Annotated in this window: 23 protein-coding genes; 13 read left to right on the top strand and 10 right to left on the bottom strand. The window is 61.9% G+C overall.

Annotation, left to right across the window (positions count from 1 at the left end; all coding sequences use genetic code 11):
• Window positions 1-178 precede the first annotated feature (178 nt).
• Window positions 179-1471, top strand: coding sequence for a glycine-betaine demethylase subunit GbcA (gbcA, locus tag WM94_RS06275; protein WP_061550714.1), 1293 nt, complete (start codon window positions 179-181; stop codon window positions 1469-1471).
• Between the two features lie 43 nt (window positions 1472-1514).
• On the opposite strand, the gene WM94_RS28770 is transcribed toward gbcA, so the two are convergent.
• From WM94_RS28770 to WM94_RS06240, 7 genes are all read right to left on the bottom strand, one after another.
• Window positions 1515-2393, bottom strand: a complete 879-nt coding sequence (locus WM94_RS28770) for an RHS repeat-associated core domain-containing protein (RefSeq protein ID WP_082810505.1) — start codon at window positions 2391-2393, stop codon at window positions 1515-1517.
• Window positions 2394-3071: 678 nt separating this feature from the next.
• A complete protein-coding gene (locus WM94_RS06265) occupies window positions 3072-3842 on the bottom strand; it encodes an electron transfer flavoprotein subunit beta (protein WP_003257512.1) in 771 nt (256 codons plus the stop codon).
• A 10-nt stretch (window positions 3843-3852) separates the two neighbouring features.
• Window positions 3853-5085 (bottom strand): electron transfer flavoprotein subunit alpha/FixB family protein, encoded by a 1233-nt coding sequence (locus WM94_RS06260; protein ID WP_061550712.1) that lies wholly within the window; start codon window positions 5083-5085, stop codon window positions 3853-3855.
• Entirely contained in the window at window positions 5085-7037 is a 1953-nt protein-coding gene (dgcB, locus tag WM94_RS06255; RefSeq protein WP_061550711.1) for a dimethylglycine demethylation protein DgcB, read from the bottom strand. The genes WM94_RS06260 and dgcB overlap by 1 nt, the downstream gene beginning before the upstream one ends.
• A 177-nt stretch (window positions 7038-7214) precedes the next feature.
• Window positions 7215-9275, bottom strand: coding sequence for a dimethylglycine demethylation protein DgcA (gene dgcA, locus WM94_RS06250; protein WP_013970508.1), 2061 nt, complete (start codon window positions 9273-9275; stop codon window positions 7215-7217).
• A gap of 15 nt (window positions 9276-9290) precedes the next feature.
• A complete protein-coding gene (locus tag WM94_RS06245; RefSeq protein WP_013970507.1) occupies window positions 9291-9821 on the bottom strand; it encodes a DUF5943 domain-containing protein in 531 nt (176 codons plus the stop codon).
• Window positions 9822-9898: 77 nt separating this feature from the next.
• Window positions 9899-10876, bottom strand: coding sequence for a dipeptidase (locus WM94_RS06240; protein ID WP_003257506.1), 978 nt, complete (start codon window positions 10874-10876; stop codon window positions 9899-9901).
• 287 nt (window positions 10877-11163) lie between these two features.
• Between WM94_RS06240 and WM94_RS06235 the strand changes: the two genes are divergently transcribed.
• From WM94_RS06235 to WM94_RS06220, 4 genes are all read left to right on the top strand, one after another.
• A complete protein-coding gene (locus WM94_RS06235) occupies window positions 11164-11565 on the top strand; it encodes a lysozyme inhibitor LprI family protein (RefSeq protein WP_061550710.1) in 402 nt (133 codons plus the stop codon).
• A gap of 115 nt (window positions 11566-11680) precedes the next feature.
• The gene (locus WM94_RS06230; RefSeq protein ID WP_080958440.1) at window positions 11681-12397 is read left to right on the top strand and encodes a hypothetical protein; all 717 of its coding nucleotides are present in this window, start codon (window positions 11681-11683) and stop codon (window positions 12395-12397) included.
• Between the two features lie 66 nt (window positions 12398-12463).
• The gene (locus WM94_RS06225) at window positions 12464-13015 is read left to right on the top strand and encodes a hypothetical protein (RefSeq protein WP_061550709.1); all 552 of its coding nucleotides are present in this window, start codon (window positions 12464-12466) and stop codon (window positions 13013-13015) included.
• Window positions 13016-13266: 251 nt separating this feature from the next.
• Window positions 13267-13518, top strand: coding sequence for a bacteriocin immunity protein (locus tag WM94_RS06220; RefSeq protein WP_061550708.1), 252 nt, complete (start codon window positions 13267-13269; stop codon window positions 13516-13518).
• Between the two features lie 103 nt (window positions 13519-13621).
• Here WM94_RS06220 and WM94_RS06215 read toward each other — a convergent pair whose 3' ends face one another.
• The gene (locus tag WM94_RS06215) at window positions 13622-14566 is read right to left on the bottom strand and encodes a GlxA family transcriptional regulator (RefSeq protein ID WP_061550707.1); all 945 of its coding nucleotides are present in this window, start codon (window positions 14564-14566) and stop codon (window positions 13622-13624) included.
• Between the two features lie 147 nt (window positions 14567-14713).
• Between WM94_RS06215 and choX the strand changes: the two genes are divergently transcribed.
• The 5 genes from choX (at window position 14714) to WM94_RS06190 (ending at window position 18809) form a co-directional block, all read left to right on the top strand.
• A complete protein-coding gene (gene choX / locus WM94_RS06210; protein WP_015268643.1) occupies window positions 14714-15658 on the top strand; it encodes a choline ABC transporter substrate-binding protein in 945 nt (314 codons plus the stop codon).
• A gap of 121 nt (window positions 15659-15779) precedes the next feature.
• Window positions 15780-16664, top strand: coding sequence for a 3-keto-5-aminohexanoate cleavage protein (locus WM94_RS06205; RefSeq protein ID WP_024088001.1), 885 nt, complete (start codon window positions 15780-15782; stop codon window positions 16662-16664).
• Between the two features lie 18 nt (window positions 16665-16682).
• Window positions 16683-17648, top strand: a complete 966-nt coding sequence (locus tag WM94_RS06200) for an L-carnitine dehydrogenase (RefSeq protein ID WP_015268641.1) — start codon at window positions 16683-16685, stop codon at window positions 17646-17648.
• Window positions 17649-17658: 10 nt separating this feature from the next.
• Window positions 17659-18135: a thioesterase family protein gene (locus WM94_RS06195; RefSeq protein ID WP_061550706.1), complete on the top strand. Its 477-nt coding sequence runs from the start codon at window positions 17659-17661 to the stop codon at window positions 18133-18135.
• A gap of 416 nt (window positions 18136-18551) precedes the next feature.
• Window positions 18552-18809, top strand: a complete 258-nt coding sequence (locus WM94_RS06190) for a hypothetical protein (protein ID WP_003257487.1) — start codon at window positions 18552-18554, stop codon at window positions 18807-18809.
• Window positions 18810-18928: 119 nt separating this feature from the next.
• On the opposite strand, the gene WM94_RS06185 is transcribed toward WM94_RS06190, so the two are convergent.
• Entirely contained in the window at window positions 18929-20035 is a 1107-nt protein-coding gene (locus tag WM94_RS06185) for a GlxA family transcriptional regulator (protein WP_015268639.1), read from the bottom strand.
• Between the two features lie 457 nt (window positions 20036-20492).
• Window positions 20493-21869: an L-serine ammonia-lyase gene (locus WM94_RS06180; protein ID WP_061550705.1), complete on the bottom strand. Its 1377-nt coding sequence runs from the start codon at window positions 21867-21869 to the stop codon at window positions 20493-20495.
• A gap of 453 nt (window positions 21870-22322) precedes the next feature.
• On the opposite strand from WM94_RS06180, the gene WM94_RS06175 reads away from it, so the two are divergent.
• From WM94_RS06175 to choV, 3 genes are all read left to right on the top strand, one after another.
• Entirely contained in the window at window positions 22323-23270 is a 948-nt protein-coding gene (locus WM94_RS06175; RefSeq protein ID WP_003257486.1) for a choline ABC transporter substrate-binding protein, read from the top strand.
• Between the two features lie 81 nt (window positions 23271-23351).
• On the top strand, window positions 23352-24200 hold the full coding sequence (gene choW, locus WM94_RS06170) for a choline ABC transporter permease subunit (protein WP_169774667.1): 849 nt from the start codon (window positions 23352-23354) through the stop codon (window positions 24198-24200).
• The gene (gene choV / locus WM94_RS06165; RefSeq protein ID WP_003257485.1) at window positions 24197-25375 is read left to right on the top strand and encodes a choline ABC transporter ATP-binding protein; all 1179 of its coding nucleotides are present in this window, start codon (window positions 24197-24199) and stop codon (window positions 25373-25375) included. Before choW ends, choV begins: the two co-directional genes overlap by 4 nt.
• The last annotated feature ends 68 nt before the right edge of the window (window positions 25376-25443 follow it).

Raw genomic sequence — 25443 nt, 5'->3', positions numbered from 1 at the left:
GCAAGGGCTGGCGCGTCGTAATTCAAATCGGCCATGTCGCCCATGGATACGGTTCATGACGCCTTCGGACGCACACTCCACGGCAAAACAACTAGCTGTTTCTGATGAGCAGCCTTGCGGCACCACAACAACGATTAGCCACCTTTTGCCGGCCGCACACGGCCCCGAGGAATACACGATGGACGTCACCGCAACCCTGAGCCTGGGCGATCCACTGGAACCTGCACGCAAGGCCACCGCCGAGATGCTGCAGACCCGCGAGCGCACCTACTCGCTGCCCCAGCCTTTTTACACCGACGAGCGTCTGTTCCAGATCGACATGCAGGAGATCTTCCACAAGGAGTGGCTGATCGCGGGGCTGGTAAGCGAGATCCCGACAAAGGGCAACTTCCTGACCCTGCAGATCGGCAAGAACCCGATCATCGTGATCCGTGGTGCCGAGGGTAAGGTGCATGCCTTCCATAACGTCTGCCGCCACCGCGGCTCGCGTCTGTGCACCAGCGAAAAAGGCAAGGTGGCCAAGCTGGTCTGCCCTTACCACCAGTGGACCTACGAGCTGGACGGCCGCTTGCTGTTCGCCGGCACTGAAATGGGCGCCGACTTCGACATGAACCAGTATGGCCTGAAGCCGGTGAACGTGAAGGTCGCTGGCGGCTACATCTTCATCAGCCTGGCGGAAAACCCGCCCGCCATCGACGAGTTCCTGGCCACCCTGGACCACTACATGGAACCGTACGACATGGAGAACACCAAGGTGGCGGTACAAACCACCTTGATGGAAAAGGCCAACTGGAAACTGGTGCTGGAAAACAACCGCGAGTGCTACCACTGCAATGGGTCGCACCCTGAGCTGCTGAAAACCCTGCTGGAGTGGGATGACACCAACGACCCTCGCGCCGACCAGGCCTTCAAGGACCACGTAGCCGCCTCCGCCGCTGCCTGGGAAGCCGAGAAGATCCCGTACCTGCACAAGAGCCATGGCCTGCGTAACCGTATCGTGCGCATGCCGCTGCTCAAGGGGACCGTGTCGATGACCATGGATGGCAAGCAGGCGTGCAAGAAGCTGATGGGCCGCATCAAGAACCCGGACCTGGGCTCGATGCGCATCCTGCACCTGCCACACTCCTGGAACCACTGCATGGGCGACCACATGATCGTGTTCACCGTGTGGCCGATCAGCGCTCAGGAAACCATGGTCACCACCAAGTGGCTGGTGCACAAGGATGCCGTGGAAGGCGTGGACTACGACCCTGAGCAGATGCGCAAGGTCTGGGACGCGACCAACGATCAGGACCGCCGCCTGGCCGAAGAGAACCAGCGTGGTATCAACTCCACTGCGTACCAGCCTGGGCCATACTCGAAGACCTACGAGTTTGGCGTGGTCAACTTCATTGACTGGTACAGCCAGCGGCTGCTGAACAACCTGGGAGCGGAGCCGGCGCCGTATCTGAAAGAGGTTCAGGAGCAGTAACTCGCCCCACCTCCTGGCGCGTTATCACACGTGCCAGGAGGCGTCAGGGCCTGCGCACATCACGCATTTCGGTTTCAGACCGAGTCGTGCCCCTCCCCCACTGTCGCCAAGCTTGATAAGCGCCCTGAGCCGTATGGGCGATTCTGTCTGCCAGCTCCCAGCTCTTGCGACCAACGAATCTCACCGCCTCGCCCGCCATCCTGAGGCCAATCACCTCCACGAACGTACCAAATACGACGCTGCTCGACGGTATGCCTGGCTGTCCCATCAATGCCCAGGTCTCCCGCGCAGCATTAAAATTGGACGTAACGCCCCCCGCAATGTTACCTCCGGTATTGGCCAAGCCGAATTTAGTGCTGAGTGGTATCAATGAACCTTCTGCCCAACCGCTCTCGGCACTCGACAGCACGTTGGCTACAACTCCTGCTGCACCAGTTGCAGCAAACGCAGTGTTGCCAATGCGGCTCGACAGCGACGGTTCGGCGTAGGTGGAGGGCAGGCCTCGAGAAGTGCGGTGCCGGTGTTGAAGCCGTAATGCCTCGTTTCTTGCAGTTCTCACAATCGCGCCGATGGCGGTAACTGCACTTGACCCCGCCCCAAAGAAAGTCCGCCAACTCTGTCCGTCCAGATCGATCCTGTTGATTGGATCACCGCTGCAGTAGGCGTAGGTATTCAATCCACCTTCGTCGAACGGGCTGCATCTGTCAGCGCTCAAAAAACGCATAAGGACCGGGCTATAGGAGCGATGTCCATTTCCGCACAAGTATTGACCTGTCAAAGAACTCCGAGGTAGGCCACAAAAACCCAGAACTGGTTCTAAGCCAGCTTGCATGAAACCGTAGGGTGAATAGGCCTGCGGGTCGAAGGGAGACCGACCCAATACAGAATGCTGCTGATCAGTATTCAACAAGAATGTCGCCATGACTTATCCACAATTTTGCGCTCTTGCGGGCACGGTAACTATTAATCGTGTGTCTGTGTACTGACAAAAATGTCAGTCAGGCACCTGGTCATTATTTGATCACATCAGCCAAAGCCGCATTTCTATTGGGCTACAGCGGACTTCATACACCTTGTCCACAGAGACACCAACAGAGTTTGTGGGCAACCGATGAATTTTCTGCAATCGCCCTGTTGATAAGTGCCTTAAAGGCTTGATTTTCAGGCATCGCGTAGGATTCAGGCGGGGTTGATCAATTTTTGAACAAATCTGTCAAAGCCTTTTACTACGCCGCTTACAGGAGATACCGAACAGATTATCCACAGACCGGCTAACAGCGATTGTGGGCAAAATCAGGAGGGTGCTGCCGTGCTTGGCATGCGAAGGCAGGGATAAGATTGATCGCTTTTTGATCAAAAGCTTGGAGGCCACGTCATACAAGGGCTGCGGCCATGCGCCAACACTTTATCCACACCTTGGCGAACAGATTTGGTGGGCAAAAGCGACCGATCGAGGCTGTGTATGGAATGTAGGAGCGGCCTTGTGTCGCGATGGGCCGCAGCGCGGCCCCAGGATCTCGACTACGAGTCAAGATTGCTGGGGCTGCTGCGCAGCCCATCGCGACACAAGGCCGCTCCTACACCGGGACCGCGTGAGGCTCTAGCGCAGCACGCCCTCTTCCACCAGCAGCTTGAGAATGGCCTCGGCGCCTTCCTGTGGAGAAACGTCCTTCAACACCTTGCCACCGCCGCCACTGGCCTTGGCCGTCGCTGCCTTCATCCGGTCGGCACCGCTCTTGGCCTTGATCACCTTAAGCCGCTTGGGCCGTGGGCGGGCTGGCTGCAGTTCGGCTTCGGCCAGCAGTTCGTCCTCGACGATAGCCACGTTGCGTGCCGCCAACACACCCCGACGCGCCGGCCCGAAAGCGCTCTGGCGCGGCTTGGGCGCAGCGTTATCCACAGTCGCCAGCAACGGCAGGCGCACCTTCAACCGACGCCGCTGACCACGAGGCAGCGCCTGCAATACCTGGGCGGTGCCGTTGTCGATCGACTCCACTTCAGCCAACCCCACGATCAGCGGCCAGCCGAGCTTTTCGGCCAACAGGAACGGCAACATGCCCGACCCTTCTCCGGTCTCGGCCTGGCTGCCGGTCAGCACCAGCTGTGCCCCGGCATCGCGCAGGTAATCCCCGAGCACGCCCAGCACGTCGGCACCGGCCGGCTGCTCCAGTACATCCAGATGGTCCAGGCCCATCCCCAGGTAGGCGCGCAGCGCCTCCTCCCGTGGGTCGCCGGCATGCACCACCTGCAAGTTATCCCCAGCCAGCTGCAAACCCAGCTCCACGGCGCGCGCATCCTGCTCGGCGCGGCGAGCGCGGCCGGAGCTGGGGTGGGCACCGATGGAAACCAGGCTGATCACTTTCGTACTCATGCTTGTGCCCTTATGCCGCGTCGCGCTGGCCGCCGCTGCGGTAGTTGTCCACAGCCTCGATCAGTGCCTGGAGAATCGCCGAACTGTCGCCAATTACCGACAGGTCGGCCCGTTTGATCATGTCGCAGCCCGGGTCCATGTTGATCGCCACCACCTTGTCGCAGGCGCCGATGCCCTGAAGGTGCTGGATCGCGCCCGAGATACCCACAGCCACGTATACCCGCGCGGTAACCCAGGTACCGGTGGCACCCACCTGGCGGTTGCGCGGCATGAAGCCGTCGTCCACCGCCACCCGCGAGGCGCCTTCAGTGGCGCCAAGGGCCGCGGTGGCCTTGTGATACAGGTCCCAGTCTTTGACCCCGTTGCCGCCCGAGACGATGAACTCGGCTTCAGCCATGGCAATGGTGGCCGGGTCCACGGCCACCGAGCCGAGGTCTTCGATGCGCGACAGGCTGCGCGCCACGCTTGTGGACAACTCCACCGGCAGCGCTTCGTGACGGGTTTCGCTGACCGGCTCGGCGCACTCGGCCGCCGCCAGGATCAAGCGTGGTACGGCGCGCTGCAGGTCTTGCTGGCCGGCACCGGCACGGCCGATGCAATGGCCGTCCTTGACCTGCCATACCCGCGTTGCCGGGCGCTCGCCCAGTGCCGCGCCCAGGCGCCGGCCCAGTTCGCCACCACCGGTGCGGCTGTCGGGCAGCAGCCAGTGGCGCGGGGTGAACTGGTTATCCACAGCCCGCAGGCCTTGTACCAGTTGCTCCGGAGCATAACCTTCGAAAGCCTCGCCTTCGATGACCAGCAGGCGGTCGACCCCGGCTGTGGAAAAGTTGCTTTCCTTGTGCTCGCCAAACACCACTGCCAGCACCGCACCGTCGCTGCCGGCCAGGCTGTGGGCCAGGCCGAGCAGGTCGCGGTCGTGGCTGCTCAGGCGGCCACCGACCATGTCCGGCACCACGGCGATGTAGAACGCCGGCGCCGGCACCTGGTGCAGCGGCAGCTTGACCTCGGCCGCCGCCGTGCGTCGCCCGCCCACGGCGGTGCCCTGCTGGGCGCCGCTGCGGTCGATGCGCTTGATGCCGGCCGGGCCGATGAAGCCTGCGGCAATCGCGTGGGGGTTCTTGCGGATGAGGCCGTTGGGCCCCATCCAGCTGGTCTGCTGCGTCTGCATCGCTGCATGCAGCGGGTGCAGACGGTTACGGGCGATCCACTCGGCGCGTGGGTCGCGGCGGATAATGTCGCTCATCAGTGCACCTCCGCAGGTTCACGTTTGGCCGTTTGCGGCTTTGGGGCAGAGGGCGCGTCCTCTTCGATCAGCACGTCGGCAACCAGTTCGGCCAGGTCCTTGATCTGCGGGCGCGGTTCGACCACACCTTCGAGCATGGCGGTGCACTGTGGGCAACCCACAGCTACCAGCTCGGCCTCGGTCTCGCGGATGTCGTCCATGCGCATGTCCGGGATACGCTGCTTGCCAGGGATGTCGGTGATCGGCGCACCGCCACCACCGCCGCAGCAACGGGAACGGAAGCCCGAGCGCTGCATCTCGCGCACTTCGATACCCAGGGCCTTGAGCACGGCACGCGGAGCTTCGTACTCACCGTTGTAACGGCCCAGGTAGCACGGGTCGTGGTAGGTGACGCTGCCGCCCTTGTGCTGGCCGAGGTTGAGCTTGTTGGCCGCGATCAGTTCGGCGATGTAGGTGCTGTGGTGCTGCACCTGGTAGTCGCCGCCCAGGGCGCCGTACTCGTTCTTCAGCACATGGAAGCTGTGCGGGTCGCAGGTGACGATGCGCTGGAACTTGTACTTGGCCAGGGTCTGGATATTGCGTTTGGCCAGTTGCTGGAAGGTCGCTTCATCGCCCAGACGGCGCGCCACGTCGCCGCTGTCGCGCTCTTCCAGGCCGAGCACGGCAAAGTCCACACCCGACGCCTTGAGCACTTTGACGAACGAGCGCAGGGTGCGCTGGTTGCGCATGTCGAAGGCACCGTCACCGACCCAGAACAGCACCTCGGTGGTTTTCACCTCCGACAGCAGTTGCAGGTTGAGGTCGGCGGCCCAGTTCATGCGCCCGCCAGGGGCGAAGCCGCCCGGGTTGTCGGTAGCGATCAGGTTGTCCAGCACTTCGGCGCCCTTGTTCGGGGTGGCGCCTTTTTCCAGGGTGAGGTGACGACGCATGTCGACGATGGCATCGACGTGCTCGATCATCATCGGGCACTCCTCGACGCAGGCACGGCAAGTGGTGCACGACCATAGCGTTTCGGCGTCGACCAGGCCATTGACGATCGGCTGGTGCGGGTGGCCGCCATGCTCACCGATCGGTTTGCCCGGGTATGGGCTGCCGGCGAACTGCGCGTCGGTGCCACCGGCCAGGCCGATGACCATGTCCTGGATGAGCTTTTTCGGGTTCAGCGGCTGGCCGGCGGCAAAGGCCGGGCACATGGCTTCGCATTTACCACATTGCACGCAGGCGTCGAAGCCCAGCAGCTGGTTCCAGGTGAAGTCCACCGGCTTTTCCACGCCCAGCGGCGCGTTCGGGTCTTCCAGGTCCAGCGGCTTGAGGCCGGTGGAACGGCCGCCGCCAAAGCGTTCGGCGCGGCGGTGCCAGGCCAGGTGCAGGGCACCGGCGAAGGCGTGTTTCATCGGGCCGCCCCAGGTCATGCCGAAGAACAGCTCCGACACGCCCCACAGCACGCCCAGACCGAGAATGCCCACCATCACCCAGCCACCGGTGTTGGCCGGCAGGATGCCGGCAACCGGCAAGGTGGCGATGAAGAAGCTAACGGCAAACGCCAGCAAGCTCTTCGGCAGGCGCATCCACGGGCCCTTGGACAGGCGCGGAGGCGGGTTGAGGCGGCGCTTGAAGACGAAGATGGCGCCGCTGAACATGATCACCGTGGCCACCAGCAACGCGTAGCCGAGGATCTTGCTCTGCAGGCCGAAGCCGTGCACCAGGATCGCCAGTACGGCCGACAGCACGAAGCCGCCAGCGGTGGCCACGTGGGTCTTGGACATGTACTTGTCGCGCTCGACCACATGGTGCAGGTCCACCAGGTAGCGGCGCGGCATGGCCAGCAGGCCGCCGATCAGGTTGACCTTGGACGGCCGGCCACGCCGCCACATGCGCACCCGGCGCAGGGCGCCGAGCACTGCCAGGCCAAGGGCAGCGAACAGCAGGATTGGTAGAAGGGTGTTCAACATGGGAGGCTCCCACAACAGCTGGATTCTTGCGCCACTCTGAAGATGGGATTGGCCCCTTGTAGGAGCGGGTTTACCCGCGAATGCGTCAGATCAGACAACTCTGTTGCTTGTGCTGACGCTTTCGCGGGTGAACCCGCTCCCACAGGGACCGCGCCCGGTGGCGACGATTTTTCTCGATCAGAAGTCCTTGCACAGGCGCAAGGCGTCGTAGATCGCCGCATGCACGTTGCGCTGGGCCACGCAGTCGCCGATGCGGTACAGCAGGTAGCCTTCGCCCGGCTGGCTGAGGATCGGCTGTGGCTTGATGGCGAACAGCGCCTCCACGTCGATCTGGCCTTTGTTGCGCGAACCTTCCTTCAGTGCGTAGTACAGCTGCTCGTCAGGACGCACGCCGTTCTCCACCACCACCTGGTCGACCACGCGCTCTTCCTTGGCGCCGGTGTATTCGTTTTCCAGCACCGCCACCAGCTTGTCGCCTTCGCGGTAGACCTTTTCCAGCATCATGTCGCCGGTCATGATCACTTCTTTCGGATACATGCTGCGGTAGTAGGTCGGGAAGGTAGTACCGCCCATGGCCACGCCTGGCTTGATATCGTCGGTGACGATCTCGACCTGGCTGCCCTTGTCGGCGATGAAGTCTGCCACCGACATGCCAGTGAACTCGCAGATGGTGTCGTACACCAGCACGTTCTTGCCCGGCGCAACCTTGCCGTCGAGCACGTCCCAGCTGCTGACTACCAGCCCTTCGGCGGCGCCCCAGTGCTCGTTCTGCTCCAGGAAGGAATGCCCACCTACCGCCAGCACGATGATGTCCGGGCGCAGGTCCTGGATGGCAGCCACGTCGGCGGCGGTGCCCAGGCGCAGGTCGACCTTCAGGCGTGCCAGCTCCAGCTGGTACCAACGGGTGATACCGGCGATCTGGTCACGCTGCGGGGCCTTGGCGGCGATGGTGATCTGCCCGCCAATCTGCTCCTTCTTCTCGAACAGGGTCACATCGTGGCCACGTTCGGCAGCCACACGGGCCGCTTCCATGCCGGCCGGGCCGGCACCAACCACCACCACCTTGCGCTTGGCGCCGGTGGTCTTCTCGATGATGTGCGGCACGCCCATGTATTCACGGGAGGTCGCGGCGTTCTGGATGCACAGCACATCCAGGCCCTGGTACTGGCGGTCGATGCAGTAGTTGGCACCGACGCACTGCTTGATCTGGTCGATCTGGCCCATCTTGATCTTGGCGATCAGGTGCGGGTCGGCCATGTGCGCACGGGTCATGCCGACCATGTCCACGTAGCCACCTTCGAGGATACGGGTAGCCTGGTTCGGGTCCTTGATGTTCTGCGCGTGCAGCACCGGTACCTTGACCACTTCCTTGATGCCGGCCGCCAGGTGCAGGAACGGCTCCGGCGGGTAGCTCATGTTCGGGATGACGTTGGCCAGGGTGTTGTGGGTGTCGCAACCCGAGCCGACCACGCCGATGAAGTCGAGCATGCCGGTGGCGTCGTAGTAGGCAGCGATCTGCTTCATGTCCTCGTGGCTGAGGCCATCGGGGTGGAATTCGTCGCCACAGATACGCATGCCCACGCAGAAGTCGTCACCGACTTCGGCGCGCACGGCCTTCAGTACTTCCAGGCCGAACTTCATGCGCCCTTCGAAGGTGCCGCCCCATTCGTCAGTACGCTTGTTGACCCGTGGGCTCCAGAACTGGTCGATCATGTGCTGGTGCACGGCCGACAGTTCCACGCCGTCCAGGCCGCCTTCCTTCGCACGGCGGGCAGCTTGCGCATAGTTGCCGATCACGCGCCAGATCTCTTCCACCTCGATGGTCTTGCAGGTGGCGCGGTGCACGGGTTCACGGATACCCGACGGCGACATCAGGGTCGGCCAGTTGAAGCCGTCCCAGCGCGAGCGACGGCCCATGTGGGTAATCTGGATCATGATCTTGGCGCCATGCTTGTGCATGGCGTCGGCCAGGTTCTGGAAGTGCGGAATGATGCGGTCGGTCGACAGGTTGACCGACGACCACCACTCCTGCGGGCTGTCGATTGCCACTACCGACGAGCCGCCGCAGATCGCCAGGCCGATACCGCCCTTGGCCTTTTCTTCGTAGTACTTCACGTAGCGGTCGGTAGTCATGCCGCCGTCAGTGGCGTAGACCTCAGCGTGCGCGGTGCTGAGCACACGGTTGCGGATGGTCAGTTTGCCGATCTGGATCGGCTGGAACATTGCTTCGAATGCCATGACGCTATCTCCGGCTTACAACGGCTTTGTAACGAACAGGCCATCTTCGTGGCCTTCTTCCGACCCGCCATAGACCTGTTCGGCCACGGTGCGGATCGAGCTGCCGCGGGCAGCGAGAATCTGGTCCATGGCGCCGGCGAACCAGCCGGTGAACATGTAATCGACCTTGCGGCCGCACTTGCCATAGACGTACACGAATGCGGAGTGCTTGAGCTTGACGCTGCAGGTGCCTTTGTCGAGGTCGATGTCCTGGATTTCGAACAGGCCCCAGCCACGCTGGCTCAGACGCTTCATGTAGTGCTCGAACACCGCCACGCCTTCCAGGCCATGGCACTCGGCCTCTTTTTCACACCAGTGCCAGGCGGACTTGTAGCCGGCCTTGTAGAGAATCTCGGCGTACTTGTCGGCGCCCAGGACTTCTTCGATGCCCATGTGGTTGTTGACGAAGAAATGGCGCGGCACATACAGCATCGGCAAGGCGTCGCTGGTCCAGACACCGGTCTCGCTGTCTACTTCGATTGGCAATTGCGGGGCGATCTTGGCCATGGAAACTCAACTCCATAAAATTTTTTATCGGGATGCCCCGGCGTTGCTGGCAGGGGCTTTCAGGCTTGGAGAGCGGCTTATTCGCCCCACACGTCCTTGAGGACGTTGACCCAGTTCTCACCCATGATCTTGCGCACCACGCGCTCGGAGTGGCCGCGCTTGAGCAAGGTTTCGGTGAGGTTGGGGAATTCGCCCACAGTGCGGATGCCCAGTGGGTTGATGATCTTGCCGAAGTTGGTCAGGCGACGGGCGTAACCCTTGTCGTGGGTCAGGTATTCGAAGAAGTCCTGGCCGTGGCCCTGGGTGAAGTCGGTACCGATACCGATGGCGTCTTCACCGACGATGTTCATGGTGTACTCGATGGCTTCGGCGTAGTCGTCGATGGTCGAGTCGATGCCCTTGGCCAGGAACGGCGCGAACATGGTCACGCCGACGAAACCGCCGTGGTCGGCGATGAACTTCAGCTCTTCGTCCGACTTGTTGCGCGGGTGCTCTTTCAGGCCCGAAGGCAGGCAGTGCGAATAGCAGACCGGCTTTTTCGACTCGAGGATGACTTCTTCGGAGGTCTTGGAGCCCACGTGGGACAGGTCGCACATGATGCCGACGCGGTTCATTTCGGCAACGATCTCGCGGCCGAAGCCCGACAGGCCGCCATCACGCTCGTAGCAACCGGTACCGACCAGGTTCTGGGTGTTGTAGCACATCTGCACGATACCCACGCCCAGCTGCTTGAACACGTCGACGTAGGCGATCTGGTCTTCGAAGGCGTGGGCGTTCTGGAAGCCGAAGAGAATGCCGGTCTTGCCCAGTTCCTTGGCCTTGCGGATGTCGGCGGTGGTGCGTACCGGCATCACCAGGTCGCTGTTATCGCGGATCAGCTTCTGGCTGGCGGCGATGTTGTCGACGGTAGCCTTGAAGCCTTCCCAGACCGACACCGTGCAGTTGGCCGCAGTCAGCCCGCCTTTGCGCATGTCTTCGAACAGCTCGCGGTTCCACTTGGCAATGATCAGGCCGTCGATGACGATGCTGTCGGCGTGAAGTTCGGCTGGGCTCATCAGGCTGTCCCCTTTTATTGAATGGGTTTGCGCCAAACCTTATTGCCGGCGCTTTGGGGCCAGCATATGCCTGTGCCCAAAGGCGCCCCGATGCAAAAACGACAGGGGGTTTGCCGAAAGCGTCAATGCGCGACATCGCGCCCTCTGGCGCGCCGTCTGGCGATGAGAGACAGTCTCGATAACGACATTTCCGGCCGTTTCATGAACATTTCTTCAGGGAGCTATCGTCTTGTCGGCGGCTGAGCGAGAATCCAGCCGATTCGTCAGCCTTGTTGAGGAGAAAACGGATGAAATCAATGGCATGGCTGGTACTGCTGGCTGTCGTATCGGGCGCCCAGGCCGGCGAGGAAGAAAGCACCCCGTGCGACAACGTCGAGACCGACCAGCAGACATTCGCTTGCGCGGCGTTCAACAAGCAGACGGCCGAACGTGAACTTAAGTCGGCCTATGACGACCTGATACAGCGCATTCGCGACCAGTACGCCGACGAAGACGACAAGGCAGACGCCTTGGCCGGGCGTATGGAGGCGGCCGAGAAACTGTGGACGCAACTGCGCGATGCCGACTGCAAGGTCGAAACCTATGCCGAGAAACCGGGCAGCAAGGCGTTCGAAGCAGCGTGGAACACCTGCGTGGCACAACGCAGCGATGACCGCTCGGAGTACCTGCAGTCCATCGGCCAGCAGTAAGGGAGTTCCTCGGCAGGAAAGGCTTTCGGCTTATCTGTCTTGACGATCCGAACCAAAGTGCGTCCCCGGCGCCTCACCCGAGGTGCCGATGATGAACTCGATCGGAAACCAAGACATGACCTCTACTATCAGCAAGACCGACATGAACAGCGCCATTGCCGCCCTGAAGAAAGAAGGCGAAGAACGCGCCGTCATGGTTGCCAACACCGTCTGCATCTTTGCCCCGGATGTACCTGCCAGCGTTGCCGAAGACGTGCTCGATGGCATGCGCTTGATGAACCTGTCGGCAAACAAGAAGTTCGACAAGGAAACCCAGCAGCGCGAGTGGTACAACTTCTACAACGACGGCCTGGGCAAGTTCGGCTGGACGCTGACCGGCGCCGCCCATGTCGAGGAAGCAATCGACAAGGACACCCACACGCTGGCCACCCTGGTGCCGCAGATCGTCACCGTCCAGATCGGCGCCAGCCACCGCCTGAGCCGCTGTGTAAAACGTTCCTTCGAAGTGATCGTGCAAACACCCAAGGCGCAGCAACTGCTCGAAGAAAGCAGCGTGAGCGTTTCGGGCAAATCCAGCACCATTCAGATTTCGGCTTGCGAGATGACACCGCAAGGCCTGCCGATCATGCACATGACCAGCGTTCAGCTGAGCTATGACAAGGCCGAGAAAACCGCAGGTTCCGCTGGCCGCATCATCGACAAGTCGAACACCAGGGTATACCGGGCCTCGCAGCAGGGCTCGTTCAGTGTTCGCCACTTCGACGCCATGCGCGAAGCCGTCAGGATGAAGCTGGCCAGCCAGGCGTTCGACATCCTGGCGCTGGACATCTGACCTGCGCCTGGCGCCGCCATGCGGCGCCAGGTTCCCCTTCCTACGCCTACGGCGAGGGCCAGAAGCATGCCCACCAAACCTGCCACCCAACCCTGGGAAGACCTTCATGCCTGCTTGCGCCTGGCGCAACTGGAAGCCAACCAGGTTCACGATCGCCAACAGGATGGCCAGCGCTGGTTCAACCGTTTTCTGCAGGGCCTGGAAAACAGCGGTGTCGAACTGATCGAGCGGACAACGAAAAGCATCAACTGCGTACCCACGGATGCTGTGTTTCAAGACGTCTTCAACGGCTGGATTCCAGCGCCCCAACGTCGCAACCTCAAGTTCGAGCGGGTTGCCAACGACATACTTAATGGCTTGAAACAGCCAGACCTCGCCCTGCTGCGCAGCACCTCGGCCAGCTCCCACCTGCGCATCGAGTTTGACCTGGATGACAGCGGCAGCCCGCTGGCGATCGTCTTCAACCTGTGCTGTTCGACCGACCCGGATGCCCCACGTACGCGCCTTACCCTGCAACTGGACCACATGGGCGCGAAACTCGACGCCCGGGCTTTCGAGGCCCGACGAGTACAGGTCGAAAACCGCCTCCAGGCGCTTTCTGACCTCGATCAGTTCTAACCAGGCGGCATTGCACGCTCCACGGCCGAGGGTGGTCGCCACCGTGCAAATATTGGTCGCCAGAACGCATGGCCCAGAGCATGGGCCGCGCAAAGGATTTCAGTTACTTTTTCACCCTGTTTGGCTTCTGCTCGGTAGACAACTTGGCCGATTCGCTCGATACCTCCTACCGATTGCGCCATGCTCAGCCCCTTAGGCAGCGGATGCTCCTGATACATGTCTGGGACGTTGAATCACCAAGGTGATCAAAGATGAATGATTCGATTAACAATATTAAAGAAATAGAATTTTTGGAGTTTGTGAACAAAATTTACCTAGTTGACTACCCTAGCGACGAAGCTCACCGTAGCGCTGTGGAGAAGTTTGAGAAACTGTCAGAGCACCCCGCTGGATCAGATCTTCTTTTTTACCCAGAGGAAGGGAAAGATAGCCCTGAGCAAACTGTGGCCGAGGTGAAGGCTTGGCGTGCTGCAAACGGCAAACCAGGGTTTGCTCAACCTTAATATGTGTCCCCCGATCAAAAAACTGATCGGGGCTCCCACCTCGTCTAACCAAACAAGTTTCCAAGGAGGCGAGAGTTGAACCTCGATGGCTCACGAGGACCAGTCACACCACCCGGGCCAACCGATCCTCCCGCGGACACCGCTCGAACCGTGCCCGGTAGCTGCGTGTGAAATACGACGCCGACTCGAACCCGCACGCCACCGCCACCTCCAGCACACTCATGTCGGTCTGGCGCAATAGCTGCCGAGCCTTGTCCAGTCGCAATCGCAGATAGAAGCCACTGGGCGTGTCGTCCAGATGCAAGCGGAACAGGCGCTCCAGTTGCCGCCGGGTCACCTGCACTGCATCGGCCAGCACCTGGGTGTTGAGCGGCTGCTCGATATTTCGCTCCATTTCTCCGATCACCTTCACGAGCTTCTTGTTGCTGATGCCGTAACGGCTCGCGATCTGCATGCGCTGGTGGTCCTGGCGCTGGCGAATGCGCCCGAGCACGAACTGCTCGGACACCTGCACCGCCAGCTCGCTGCCATGGGCCTGGCCGATCAGGTCGAGCATCAGGTCGATCGACGCGGTACCGCCTGCGCAGGTGATGCGACGCCGATCGATCTCGAACAGCTCCTGGGTCACCTGCAAGCGTGGATAGCGCTCCTTGAACGCCTCCAGCGCCTCCCAGTGCACGGTGGCGCGGTGGCCGTCGAGCAGGCCGGCCTCGGCCAGCACCACCGCGCCGGTATCGATGCCACCCAGAACCACCCCCTCATGGTCCAGGCGGCGTAGCGCCTGCTGCAGCGCCGGCCCATAACAAGCCAATGGCTCGAAACCGGCGACGATCAGCAGGATGCCACCAGGCTCGTCCGCCGCCAGCGCTGCATCGGCGTTCACCGACATGCCATTGCTGGCCAGCACCGCCCCGCCGTCCAGGCTCAATACCTGCCAGCGATACAACGGGCCCTTGAAGCGGTTGGCCACCCGCAGTGGTTCCAGGGCACTGATGAAACCGATGGCCGAGAACCCGGGCAACAACAGGAAGTGAATGATTTGCGGCATTGCATGCTCCACGGCAAAGGTGGTCGCCTCCGTGCAAATGTTGGTCGCCAGGGTGCGATTTTCCACCCTGACAGCAGCGTAGCTTCTTCATACGACCCAGAGAGGTCGAACCCCAATAACAATATGCACTGCCGATGGAGAGCCACCATGCACAGCTTGATCCGCCGCAGCCTGTTGACCCTTGCCCTGAGCAGCATCGCCACTTCCCCACTATTCGCCGCCGAGCCCGCGGCTTGCAAGAACGTCCGTCTGGGCGTGGTCAACTGGACCGACGTCATCGCCACCAGCGCCATGGCGCAGGTGCTGCTCGATGGCCTTGGCTACCAGACCAAGCAGACCAGCGCTTCACAGCAGATCATCTTCGCCGGCATCCGCGACAAGCGCCTGGACATGTTCCTGGGTTACTGGAACCCTATCATGACCCAGACCATCACACCGTTCGTCGACGCCAAACAGGTCAAGGTGCTCGACAAGCCGAGCCTGGAAGACGCCCGCGCCACCCTGGCGGTGCCCAAGTACCTGGCCGACAAGGGCCTGAAGACCTTCGCCGACATCCACAAGTTCGAAAAGGAACTGGGCGGGAAAATCTACGGCATCGAACCGGGTTCCGGCGCCAACACCCAGATCAAAGCGATGATCGCCAAGAACCAGTTCGGCCTGGGCAAGTTCCAGCTGGTCGAGTCCAGCGAGGCCGGCATGCTCGCCGCCGTCGACCGCGCGGTGCGGCGCAACGAAGCCGTGGTGTTCTTTGGCTGGGCACCGCACCCGATGAACGTGAATATCGACATGGTCTACCTGGGCGACAGCCAGGACGCCCTGGGCCCTGACGAAGGCCGCGCGACAGTGTGGACGGTGACCGCGCCGGACTACGCCGAACGCTGCCCCAACGCCCACCGCCTGCTGGCCAACCTGAATTTCAGTGCCGAGGACGAGAGCCGCATGATGCAGCCGCTGCTCGACCACAAGGATGCGCTGGAGTCGGCCCGCCAGTGGCTCAAGGACCACCCCGAGGACAAGGCCCGCTGGCTGGAGGGTGTGACCACCTTCGATGGCAAGCCGGCTGCTGACAACCTCAAGCTCACTGCCAACTGATCCGGCCCATTCGCGGGTAAACCCGCTCCCACAAGTCATGCACATGCCAGGGGCAACATCGTCCCCTGTGGGAGCGGGTTTACCCGCGAAAAGGCCACCAGACACCACAAGGAACCCCGCCATGAACCACGACGTCATCATCACCTGCGCCCTCACCGGCGCCGGCGACACCGCCTCTAAAAGCCACCTTGTTCCAGTCACCCCCAAGCAGATCGCCGAGTCTGCCGTAGAGGCCGCCAAAGCCGGCGCCACCGTGGTCCACTGCCATGTGCGCGACCCGCAAACCGGCCGCTTCAGCCGTGACGTGGCGCTGTATCGCGAAGTCATGGAGCGCATCCGCGAAGCCGACGTGGACATCATCGTCAACCTTACCGCGGGCATGGGTGGTGACCTGGAAATCGGCCCGGGTGAAACACCACTGGAGTTCGGCGCGGGTACCGACCTGATCGGCCCACTGGAGCGTCTGGCCCATGTCGAAGCGCTGCTGCCGGAAATCTGCACCCTCGACTGCGGCACCCTCAACTTCGGCGACGGCAACTCGATCTACGTCTCCACCCCGGCACAACTGCGCGCCGGTGCCAAGCGAATTACCGAGCTGGGGGTAAAAGCCGAACTGGAAATCTTCGACACCGGCCACCTGTGGTTCGCCAAGCAGATGATGAAGGAAGGCCTGCTCGAAGACCCGCTGTTCCAGCTGTGCCTGGGTATCCCGTGGGGCGCTCCGGCCGATACCACCACCATGAAGGCGATGGTCGACAACTTGCCGCCAAACGTCACCTGGGCCGGGTTCGGTATCGGTCGCATGCAGATGCCGATGGCCGCACAGGCGGTGCTGCTGGGCGGCAACGTGCGGGTGGGCCTGGAGGACAACCTTTACCTGGACCGTGGCGTGCTGGCCAGCAACGGCCAGTTGGTCGAGCGCGCGGTGGAAATCATTTCGCGCCTTGGCGCCCGTGTGCTGACCCCGGCCGAAGGCCGGGAAAAGATGAACCTCAAACGCCGCTGACACCTTCAGGAGCTCAACATGACCTTCATCACCGAGATCAAGACCTTCGCCGCGCTGGGTAGTGGCGTGATCGGCAGCGGCTGGGTCGCGCGCGCCCTGGCCCACGGGCTGGACGTGGTCGCCTGGGACCCGGCGCCAGGCGCCGAGCAGGCCTTGCGCAAGCGCATCGCCAACGCCTGGCCGGCACTGGAAAAACAAGGCCTGGCACCAGGCGCATCACAAGACCGACTGAAGTTCGTCGCCACCATCGAGGAATGTGTCCGCGACGCCGATTTCATCCAGGAAAGCGCCCCTGAGCGCCTGGACCTGAAGCTCGACCTGCACGCAAAGATCAGCGCCGCCGCCAAACCCGACGCGATCATCGGTTCCAGCACCTCGGGCCTGCTGCCCAGCGAGTTCTACGAGTCGGCCACCCACCCCGAGCGCTGCGTGGTCGGCCACCCGTTCAATCCGGTGTACCTGCTGCCGCTGGTGGAAATCGTCGGTGGCAACCGCACCGCCCCCGAGGCCATCGAAGCGGCCCGGACCATCTACACCGCCCTGGGCATGCGCCCGCTACACGTACGCAAGGAAGTGCCCGGGTTCATCGCCGACCGCCTGCTCGAAGCGCTGTGGCGCGAAGCACTGCACTTGGTCAACGACGGCGTGGCCAGTACCGGCGAGATAGACGATGCCATCCGTTTCGGTGCCGGCTTGCGCTGGTCGTTCATGGGCACGTTCCTCACCTACACGCTGGCCGGTGGTGATGCGGGCATGCGTCACTTCATGGCCCAGTTCGGCCCGGCGTTGAAACTGCCCTGGACCTACCTGCCGGCGCCGGAACTCACCGACAAGTTGATCGACGATGTGGTCGAAGGGACCTCCGAGCAACTGGCGGATCGCAGCATCGCCGCGCTGGAGCGCTATCGTGATGACACCCTGTTGGCAGTGCTGGAAGCGGTAAAGACCAGCAAAGCCAGCCACGGTATGGCTTTCGGCGACTGAGGAGACCGCGATGCCCGCACTGATCACCTACCGCACCCCGGTCCAGGAGGACTGGGTCGACTACAACGGGCACCTGCGCGATGCCTACTACCTGCTGATCTTCAGCTACGCCACCGACGCGCTGATGGAGCGCATCGGCCTGGATGCCGACAGCCGCGGCCAGAGCGGTAACTCGCTGTTCACCCTGGAGGCGCACATCAACTACCTGCACGAAGTAAAGCTGGGCACCGAGGTATGGGTGCAGACGCAGATCATCGGCTTTGATCGCAAGCGCCTGCATGTCTACCACAGCCTGCACCGGGCAGGGTTCGCCGAAGCGCTGGCGGCCAGTGAGCAGATGCTGCTGCATGTCGACCTGGCGGGGCCGAAGTCGGCGCCGTTCAGTGAGCGTAGTGTCGAGTTGCTGCAAGGGTTGGTGGATGAGCAGCAGGATGTGCCCCCGGCTGAGTTCGTCGGCCGGGTGATTGGTTTGAACACCCGATCCTGAACAAAACTGCGTACCCTGTGGGAGCGGGTTCACCCGCGAATGCGATGGTGAAGCTACCGACGCATTCGCGGGTGAACCCGCTCCCACAGAGGCATGCCTGCAAGTATTGAGCAAGATAGTGAGCCAACAGCGGTGGCGGTGTTGCTCCGGGCAAAAAAATAACCCCGGAAAGCCGTGAGCATCCGGGGCCAAGAGCGAGCAACATCCACTGTACACGAACGAGGGTGACCAAACCCTCCGTTGCGGCAGATGGCTTGAGTTTGCGCACTTCCCGAACACTGGATTTAGCCGTAAACGACCTGTTCTTAGCCAAAGCAGCCATGGCGCCATTCTGTTGTTGCGGGCATGTCGCTGGCGTCACAGAATCGGTCGTAAATCACAGCAGCACTCTCTTAGCGATAAAAGGGACAACAGCCATGATGCATGCGGATTTGATTGACCAGGACGATCTGGCAGGCCACCTGCGCGCGCGCGGGTTCGAGATTCCGGCCGGCGCTACTGCCGAGCAGGCGTGCGAAGCGGTGGTGCGTGGGCTGACCGAGCCCAATGCACGGGCGCTGAAGGGGATGGTGGAGCAGATGTATACCGGTAGTGCGACGATCCTGCCGGCGGTGCGCCAGGCCATCGACAAACAGCTGTTGCCGGCGTTGGCGCAGTTCAACAAGCGCGGCTGATTCGTTTTCCTGTACTGGCCTCTTCGCGGGTAAACCCGCTCCCACAGGTACTGCACTGAATTCAAAAGCAGTGCAGTACCTGTGGGAGCGGGTTTACCCGCGAAGAGGCCAGTGCTGTTTCAGAGCCTTACACTGGCAAAGGTCGACTCGTTGCGCGCCTGGCTCAGGGCCGCCATCGGCCCGCTGTGCGGCGACAGGGTCATGGCCTGTGGGATCGGCATCATCGCCACCTGCTGCGCGGTGTTGGAGCCCACGCGCTCGTCACGCGGCGGAATGCCGAAATACTCGCGGTAGCATTTGGAGAAGTGCGGGGTAGACACGAAGCCGCACACCGACGCCACTTCGATGATCGACATCGGCGTCTGCTTCAGCAGCTGCCGGGCGCGGATCAGGCGCAGCTTCAGGTAGTAACGCGACGGCGAACAGTGCAAGTACTTCTGGAACAGGCGCTCGAGCTGCCGGCGCGATACCGACACGTATACCGCCAGTTCGTCCAGGTCGATCGGCTCTTCGAGGTTGGCCTCCATCAGCGCAACGATTTCCTGCAGCTTCGGCTGGTTGGTGCCAAGCATGTGCTTGAGCGGCACGCGCTGGTGATCCTGCTCGTTGCGGATGCGCTCGTAGACGAACATTTCGGAGATCGCCGCCGACAGTTCACGGCCGTGGTCGCGGCTGATCAGGTGCAGCATCATGTCCAGCGGCGCAGTACCACCGGAGCTGGTGAAGCGGTTACGGTCGAGGGTGAACAGGCGGGTGCTCATGTTGACGCGCGGGAAAGCCTCTTGCATCGCGGCCAGGCACTCCCAGTGCACACTGCAATCGAAACCATCCAGCAACCCGGCACAGGCCAAGGCCCAGCTGCCGGTGCATACCGCGCCCAGGCGGCGCGACTGGCGGGCCTGGGTTTGCAACCAGGTGACATGCTCGCGGGTGACACTGCGCTGGATGCCCACGCCGCCGCAAACAATCACGGTATCGATGGGAGGCGCACTGTGCATCGCGGCGTCAGGGGTTATCTGCAAGCCATCGCTGGCCCACACCTGTCCACCATCGGCGGTGAGGGTGTGCCAGCGGTACAGCTCGCGGCCGGACAGCTGGTTGGCCATGCGCAGCGGCTCGACGGCCGACGCCAGGGAAATCAGGGTGAAATTGTCCAATAGGAGAAACCCGATGGACTGGGGGGCTGTGCGGTTCTGGGTTGGGTTCCCGGAGGTGTACGACGTCATCGCGATTTCTCCTCACACAAATGCAGGGGGTGCCTCAGGCGAGCACTGATTTCTTGTTATGTATGGCCCCGGTTTCATGTGTGGGGGCCTTGGTACCAATCTCTACGCAAACGCCGTGCCTGAAGTTGAACGGCCATCCAAAAAAACCTGAAAACGACGCCTTTGTTAGGCAAATCAGGTGCTTTGATCGAGTTGGTCAATCATCGTAGAACGGGCGTGCTAGGCGGTGCGCGTGGAATGGCTGAGCAATTTGGTGACACGCGCAGTGTAGGATGCCCAGAAACGACACTCTTGAGTGTCACCGACAATGCCCGAACTGATTACGACACCCGACGATTGGTATGCGTCGCACTGCACCATAAGGATGCATTGGGGGGGCTGTGCTGCACCTGCGTCAAACTCAAGGGCCTCTTCACGGTTTCACCCGCGAAGAGGCCCTTGAGGTCCGGTCAAGCTATCAGCACTCGATCGCGCTGACCGCCAAACCACCGCGCGAAGTCTCTTTATACTTGTCGTGCATGTCGGCCCCGGTATCGCGCATGGTGCGGATCACCTGGTCGAGGGAAATGAAGTGCTCGCCGTCACCACGCAGGGCCATCTGCACTGCGTTGATGGCCTTGACCGCAGCAATCGCGTTGCGCTCGATGCACGGCACCTGCACCAATCCGCCAACCGGGTCGCAGGTCAGGCCCAGGTTGTGCTCCAGGGCGATCTCGGCAGCGTTCTCCACCTGTGGCGGGGTCGCGCCCAGCACTTCGGCAAGACCCGCCGCTGCCATGGCGCAAGCCGAACCGACTTCCCCTTGGCAACCCACTTCGGCACCAGAGATCGAGGCGTTCTTCTTGCACAGGATGCCCACCGCGGCAGCACCGAGGAAGAAGTCGACCACGCTGGACTCGTCCACCGCATCGCTGAAGCGCATGTAGTAGTGCAACACCGCCGGGATGATGCCCGCCGCACCGTTGGTCGGTGCGGTAACCATACGCCCGCCGGCAGCGTTTTCTTCATTGACCGCCAAGGCGAACAGGTTGACCCACTCCATGGCGCTCATGGTCGAGCCGATCACGTTGGGTTTGCCGATTTCCTGCAGGCTGCGGTGCAGCTTGGCGGCGCGGCGGCGCACGTTCAATCCGCCGGGCAGCGTGCCTTCGTACTTGAGGCCGTTGTTGACGCATTCCTGCATGGCTTCCCAGAGCTTGTGCAGGCCGGAGCGGATCTCTTCCTCGCTGCGCCAGACCTTCTCGTTGGCCATCATCAATTGCGACACGCTGAGGTCGTTTTGCTTGCACAGGCGCAGCAGTTCGGCAGCGCTATTGAAATCGTAAGGCAGCACCGTCTGGTCAGCATCCAGCACGCCGCTGGCGGCCTGGGCGGCATCGACCACGAAGCCGCCACCCACCGAGTAGTAGGTGTCGCGGTGCAGCTCGCCCTGTTCGCCTTCGGCAACCAGGGTCATGGCGTTGGGGTGGTACGGCAAATTCTCGTCCAGCAACAGCATGTCGCGGGCCCAGACGAATTCGATGGGCAGGCGGCTGTCCAGCTGCAGGGTGTTGGTTTCGCGCAGGTCGGCTATACGCGGCACGATCTGGGTCGGGTCGATGGCGTCAGGCCATTCACCCATCAAGCCCATGATGGTGGCATTGTCGGTGCCGTGCCCCACACCTGTGGCCGACAGCGAGCCATACAGGCGCACTTCGATCCGCTTCACATGTTCCAGCTCGCCGCGTTCGCGCAGGCCCTGGACGAACAGGGCGCCAGCACGCATGGGGCCTACGGTGTGGGAGCTGGAGGGCCCGACACCGATCTTGAACAGGTCGAACACGCTGATGGCCATTGTCGAATCACCTCTTGCTGGGCTTGTCTCTGCGCGCCATGCGCAGGGCGGGGCAACTGCTAGGCTGAAGCAGCGGGCCGCCTTGAATGCACGCATCATCGGGCTTTTACCAACCCCCTCGCCGTCTGCAACCGACGTACTTTTGTCCAGCAGCGCCGCGCTGTTTTCAACCGGGGAGCTGCCGTTGCCACGCCGCTTTACGGCGGCCTGGTGACGTAAAAATGCGGCTGAGGGGGTGGAAAAATCCATAAACGACATCGCCCATACTGGATACGACCCGTTCCGTACTGGTTACGACCCCACCAGTAGGCGATTGCCCGGCGCTGGAGGATTATCGAAAGCGACTCGTAAAGCACGGCCACGCATCCTGCCCTCTGCAGGCCTGGTCGACCGGACCCTGAGAAAGCCCGGCGACCCACGCGAACCCGAAGACAAAATCACAGGAGTCCATCCATGAAAGGTTCACCCTCGCTGTTGCTGGTTGCGTTGCTGTCCGCGCCTTTGCTGGCCCAGGCCGCCGAACCCGAGCAATGCCAGACGGTACGGTTCTCGGATGTCGGCTGGACCGACATCACGGTCACTACCGCGACCACCAGCGTTGTGCTCGAAGCACTGGGTTACAAGACCCACACCACCATGATCTCGGTACCGGTGACCTACAAGTCGCTGGCCACCGGCAAGGACCTGGACGTGTTTCTCGGCAACTGGATGCCGACCATGGAGAACGACATCAAGCAGTATCGCGACGCCGGCACCGTGGAAACCGTGCGCGCCAACCTGGAAAACGCCAAGTACACCCTGGCAGTGCCCCAGGCGCTGTATGACAAGGGCCTGAAGGATTTCAGCGACATTCCCAAGTTCAAGCAGGAACTGGACGGCAAGATCTACGGCATCGAGCCCGGCAACGATGGCAACCGCACCATCCAGAGCATGATCGACAAGAACGCCTTCGGCCTGAAGGACGCCGGATTCAAGATCGTTCAGTCCAGCGAGGCCGGCATGCTGTCGCAGGTCGACCGCGCGCAGAAACGCGGCGAGGCCATCGTGTTCCTCGGCTGGGAACCGCACCCGATGAACACCCGCTTCAAGATGCAGTACCTGACCGGCGGAGACGAATTCTTCGGCCCCGACTTCGGCAAGGCGACCGTATTGACCAACACCCGCAAGGGCTATGTGCAGGAATGCAGCAACGTTGGCCAGCTGTTGAAGAACCTGTCGTTCGAGCTCAAGGATGAAAGCACCATGATGGGCTATGTCCTGGACGACAAGATGAAACCCGAGGCGGCTGCCAAGAAGTGGCTCAAGGACAACCCTGGCAAACTGGATGCCTGGCTGGCCGGCGTAACCACCGTGGATGGCAAACCCGGCCTTGAGGCGGCCAAGGCCAAGCTGACGCAATAACGAAATACGCAATAGCGCTACCTCGGGGCAGGACCGTGCCTGCCCCGGGTTGAGTTCAATCTATGCAGGTGGAAGCTCGCTATCATGCTTATCGATCAGAAAATACCCCTGGGCCAGTACATCGCATCGTTCGTCGAGTGGCTGACCCAGAACGGCGCGAATTACTTCGACGCCATCGCGCAAGGCCTGGAGTTCATGATCCATGGCGTAACCAGTGCCCTGACTTTCTTCAATCCGTTCGTGCTCATCGCTCTGTTCGCCGCCCTGGCGCATTTCATCCAGCGCAAGTGGGCGCTGACCGCATTCGTCGCCCTGTCGTTCCTGCTGATCCTCAACCTGGGTTACTGGCAGGAAACCATGGAAACCCTGGCGCAAGTCACCTTCGCCACGGTGGTTTGCGTGGCCATCGGCGTGCCACTGGGCATCGTCGCCGCGCACAAACCGATGTTCTATACCGCCATGCGCCCGGTACTCGACCTGATGCAGACGGTACCTACCTTCGTCTACCTGATCCCCACCCTGACCCTGTTCGGCCTGGGTGTGGTGCCGGGGCTGATCTCGACAGTGGTGTTCGCCATCGCCGCGCCGATCCGTCTCACCTATCTGGGCATCTGCGACGTCCCGCAGGAGCTGATGGATGCCGGCAAGGCCTTTGGCTGCTCACGGCGCCAGCTGCTCACCCGTATCGAACTGCCGCACGCGATGCCAAGCATCGCCGCCGGCGTTACCCAGTGCATCATGCTGTCGCTATCGATGGTGGTGATCGCCGCCCTGGTCGGCGCTGACGGCCTGGGCAAACCTGTGGTCAACGCACTGAACACCGCCGATATTTCCCTGGGCTTCGAAGCGGGCCTGGCGATCGTGCTGCTGGCGATCATGCTCGACCGTATCTGCAAGCAACCGGACCTGCCGGTAAGGGGTGAAGCATGAGCATCATTCGTTTCGAAGACGTCGACGTCATCTTCTCCAACAAGCCGCGCGAAGCGCTGGCGCTGCTCGACCAAGGCCAGACCCGCGAGCAGATTCTCAAGCAGACCGGCCTGGTTGTGGGTGTCGAGAAGGCCAACCTGGATATCCAGAAGGGCGAGATCTGCGTGCTGATGGGCCTGTCCGGCTCGGGCAAGTCGAGTTTGCTGCGCTGCATCAACGGCCTGAACACCGTCAGCCGCGGCAAGCTGTTCGTCGAGCACGAAGGCAAGCACATCGATATTGCCCACTGCACCCCGGCCGAACTGAAGATGATGCGCACCAAGCGCATTGCCATGGTGTTCCAGAAATTCGCCCTGATGCCCTGGCTGACGGTGCGCGAGAACATCAGCTTTGGCCTGGAAATGCAGGGCCGCCCCGAGAAGGAACGGCGCAAGCTGGTAGACGAGAAGCTCGAACTGGTGGGCCTGACCCAGTGGCGCAACAAGAAGCCGGACGAACTGTCTGGCGGCATGCAGCAGCGCGTGGGCCTGGCCCGGGCGCTGGCGATGGATGCCGACATCCTGCTGATGGACGAACCGTTCTCGGCACTGGACCCGCTGATCCGCCAGGGCCTGCAGGACGAGTTGCTTGGCCTGCAGGCCAAGCTTAGCAAGACCATCGTGTTCGTCAGCCACGACCTGGACGAGGCACTGAAACTGGGTAGCCGCATCGCCATCATGAAGGACGGGCGGATCATCCAGTACAGCAAGCCGGAAGAGATCGTGCTCAACCCGGCCGACGAGTATGTGCGTACCTTTGTCGCCCATACCAACCCACTGAACGTGCTGTGCGGGCGCAGCCTGATGCGCAGCCTGGACAACTGCAAGCGGGTGAACGGTTCGGTGTGCCTGGACCCCGGCATCGACTCGTGGCTGGACCTTGGCGAAGGCGGCTCGATCAAGCGCGCACGCCAGGGGCAGAACGGGCTTGACCTGCAAAACTGGGCACCAGGGCAGGATGTGGAGCTGCTGGGCCGCCGCCCAACGTTGGTAAATGCCGATATCGGCATGCGCGAGGCGCTGCAGATTCGTTATCAGACCGGCAACAAGCTGGTGTTGCAGGATAACGACAAGGTGGTGGGGATACTTGGGGATACCGAGCTTTATCACGCATTGCTCGGCAAGAACCACGGCTGATGCCATTGGGGCCGCTTTGCGGCCCTTTCGCGACACAAGGCCGCTCCTACAGGGGAACGCATATCCCT

Origin of the sequence: Pseudomonas sp. ABFPK (genome assembly GCF_001586765.1) — a bacterium.
GTDB lineage: Bacteria > Pseudomonadota > Gammaproteobacteria > Pseudomonadales > Pseudomonadaceae > Aquipseudomonas > Aquipseudomonas asiatica.
Note: the sequence above shows the minus strand (reverse complement) of the source record. Positions and strands in the feature narration are given on the sequence as shown.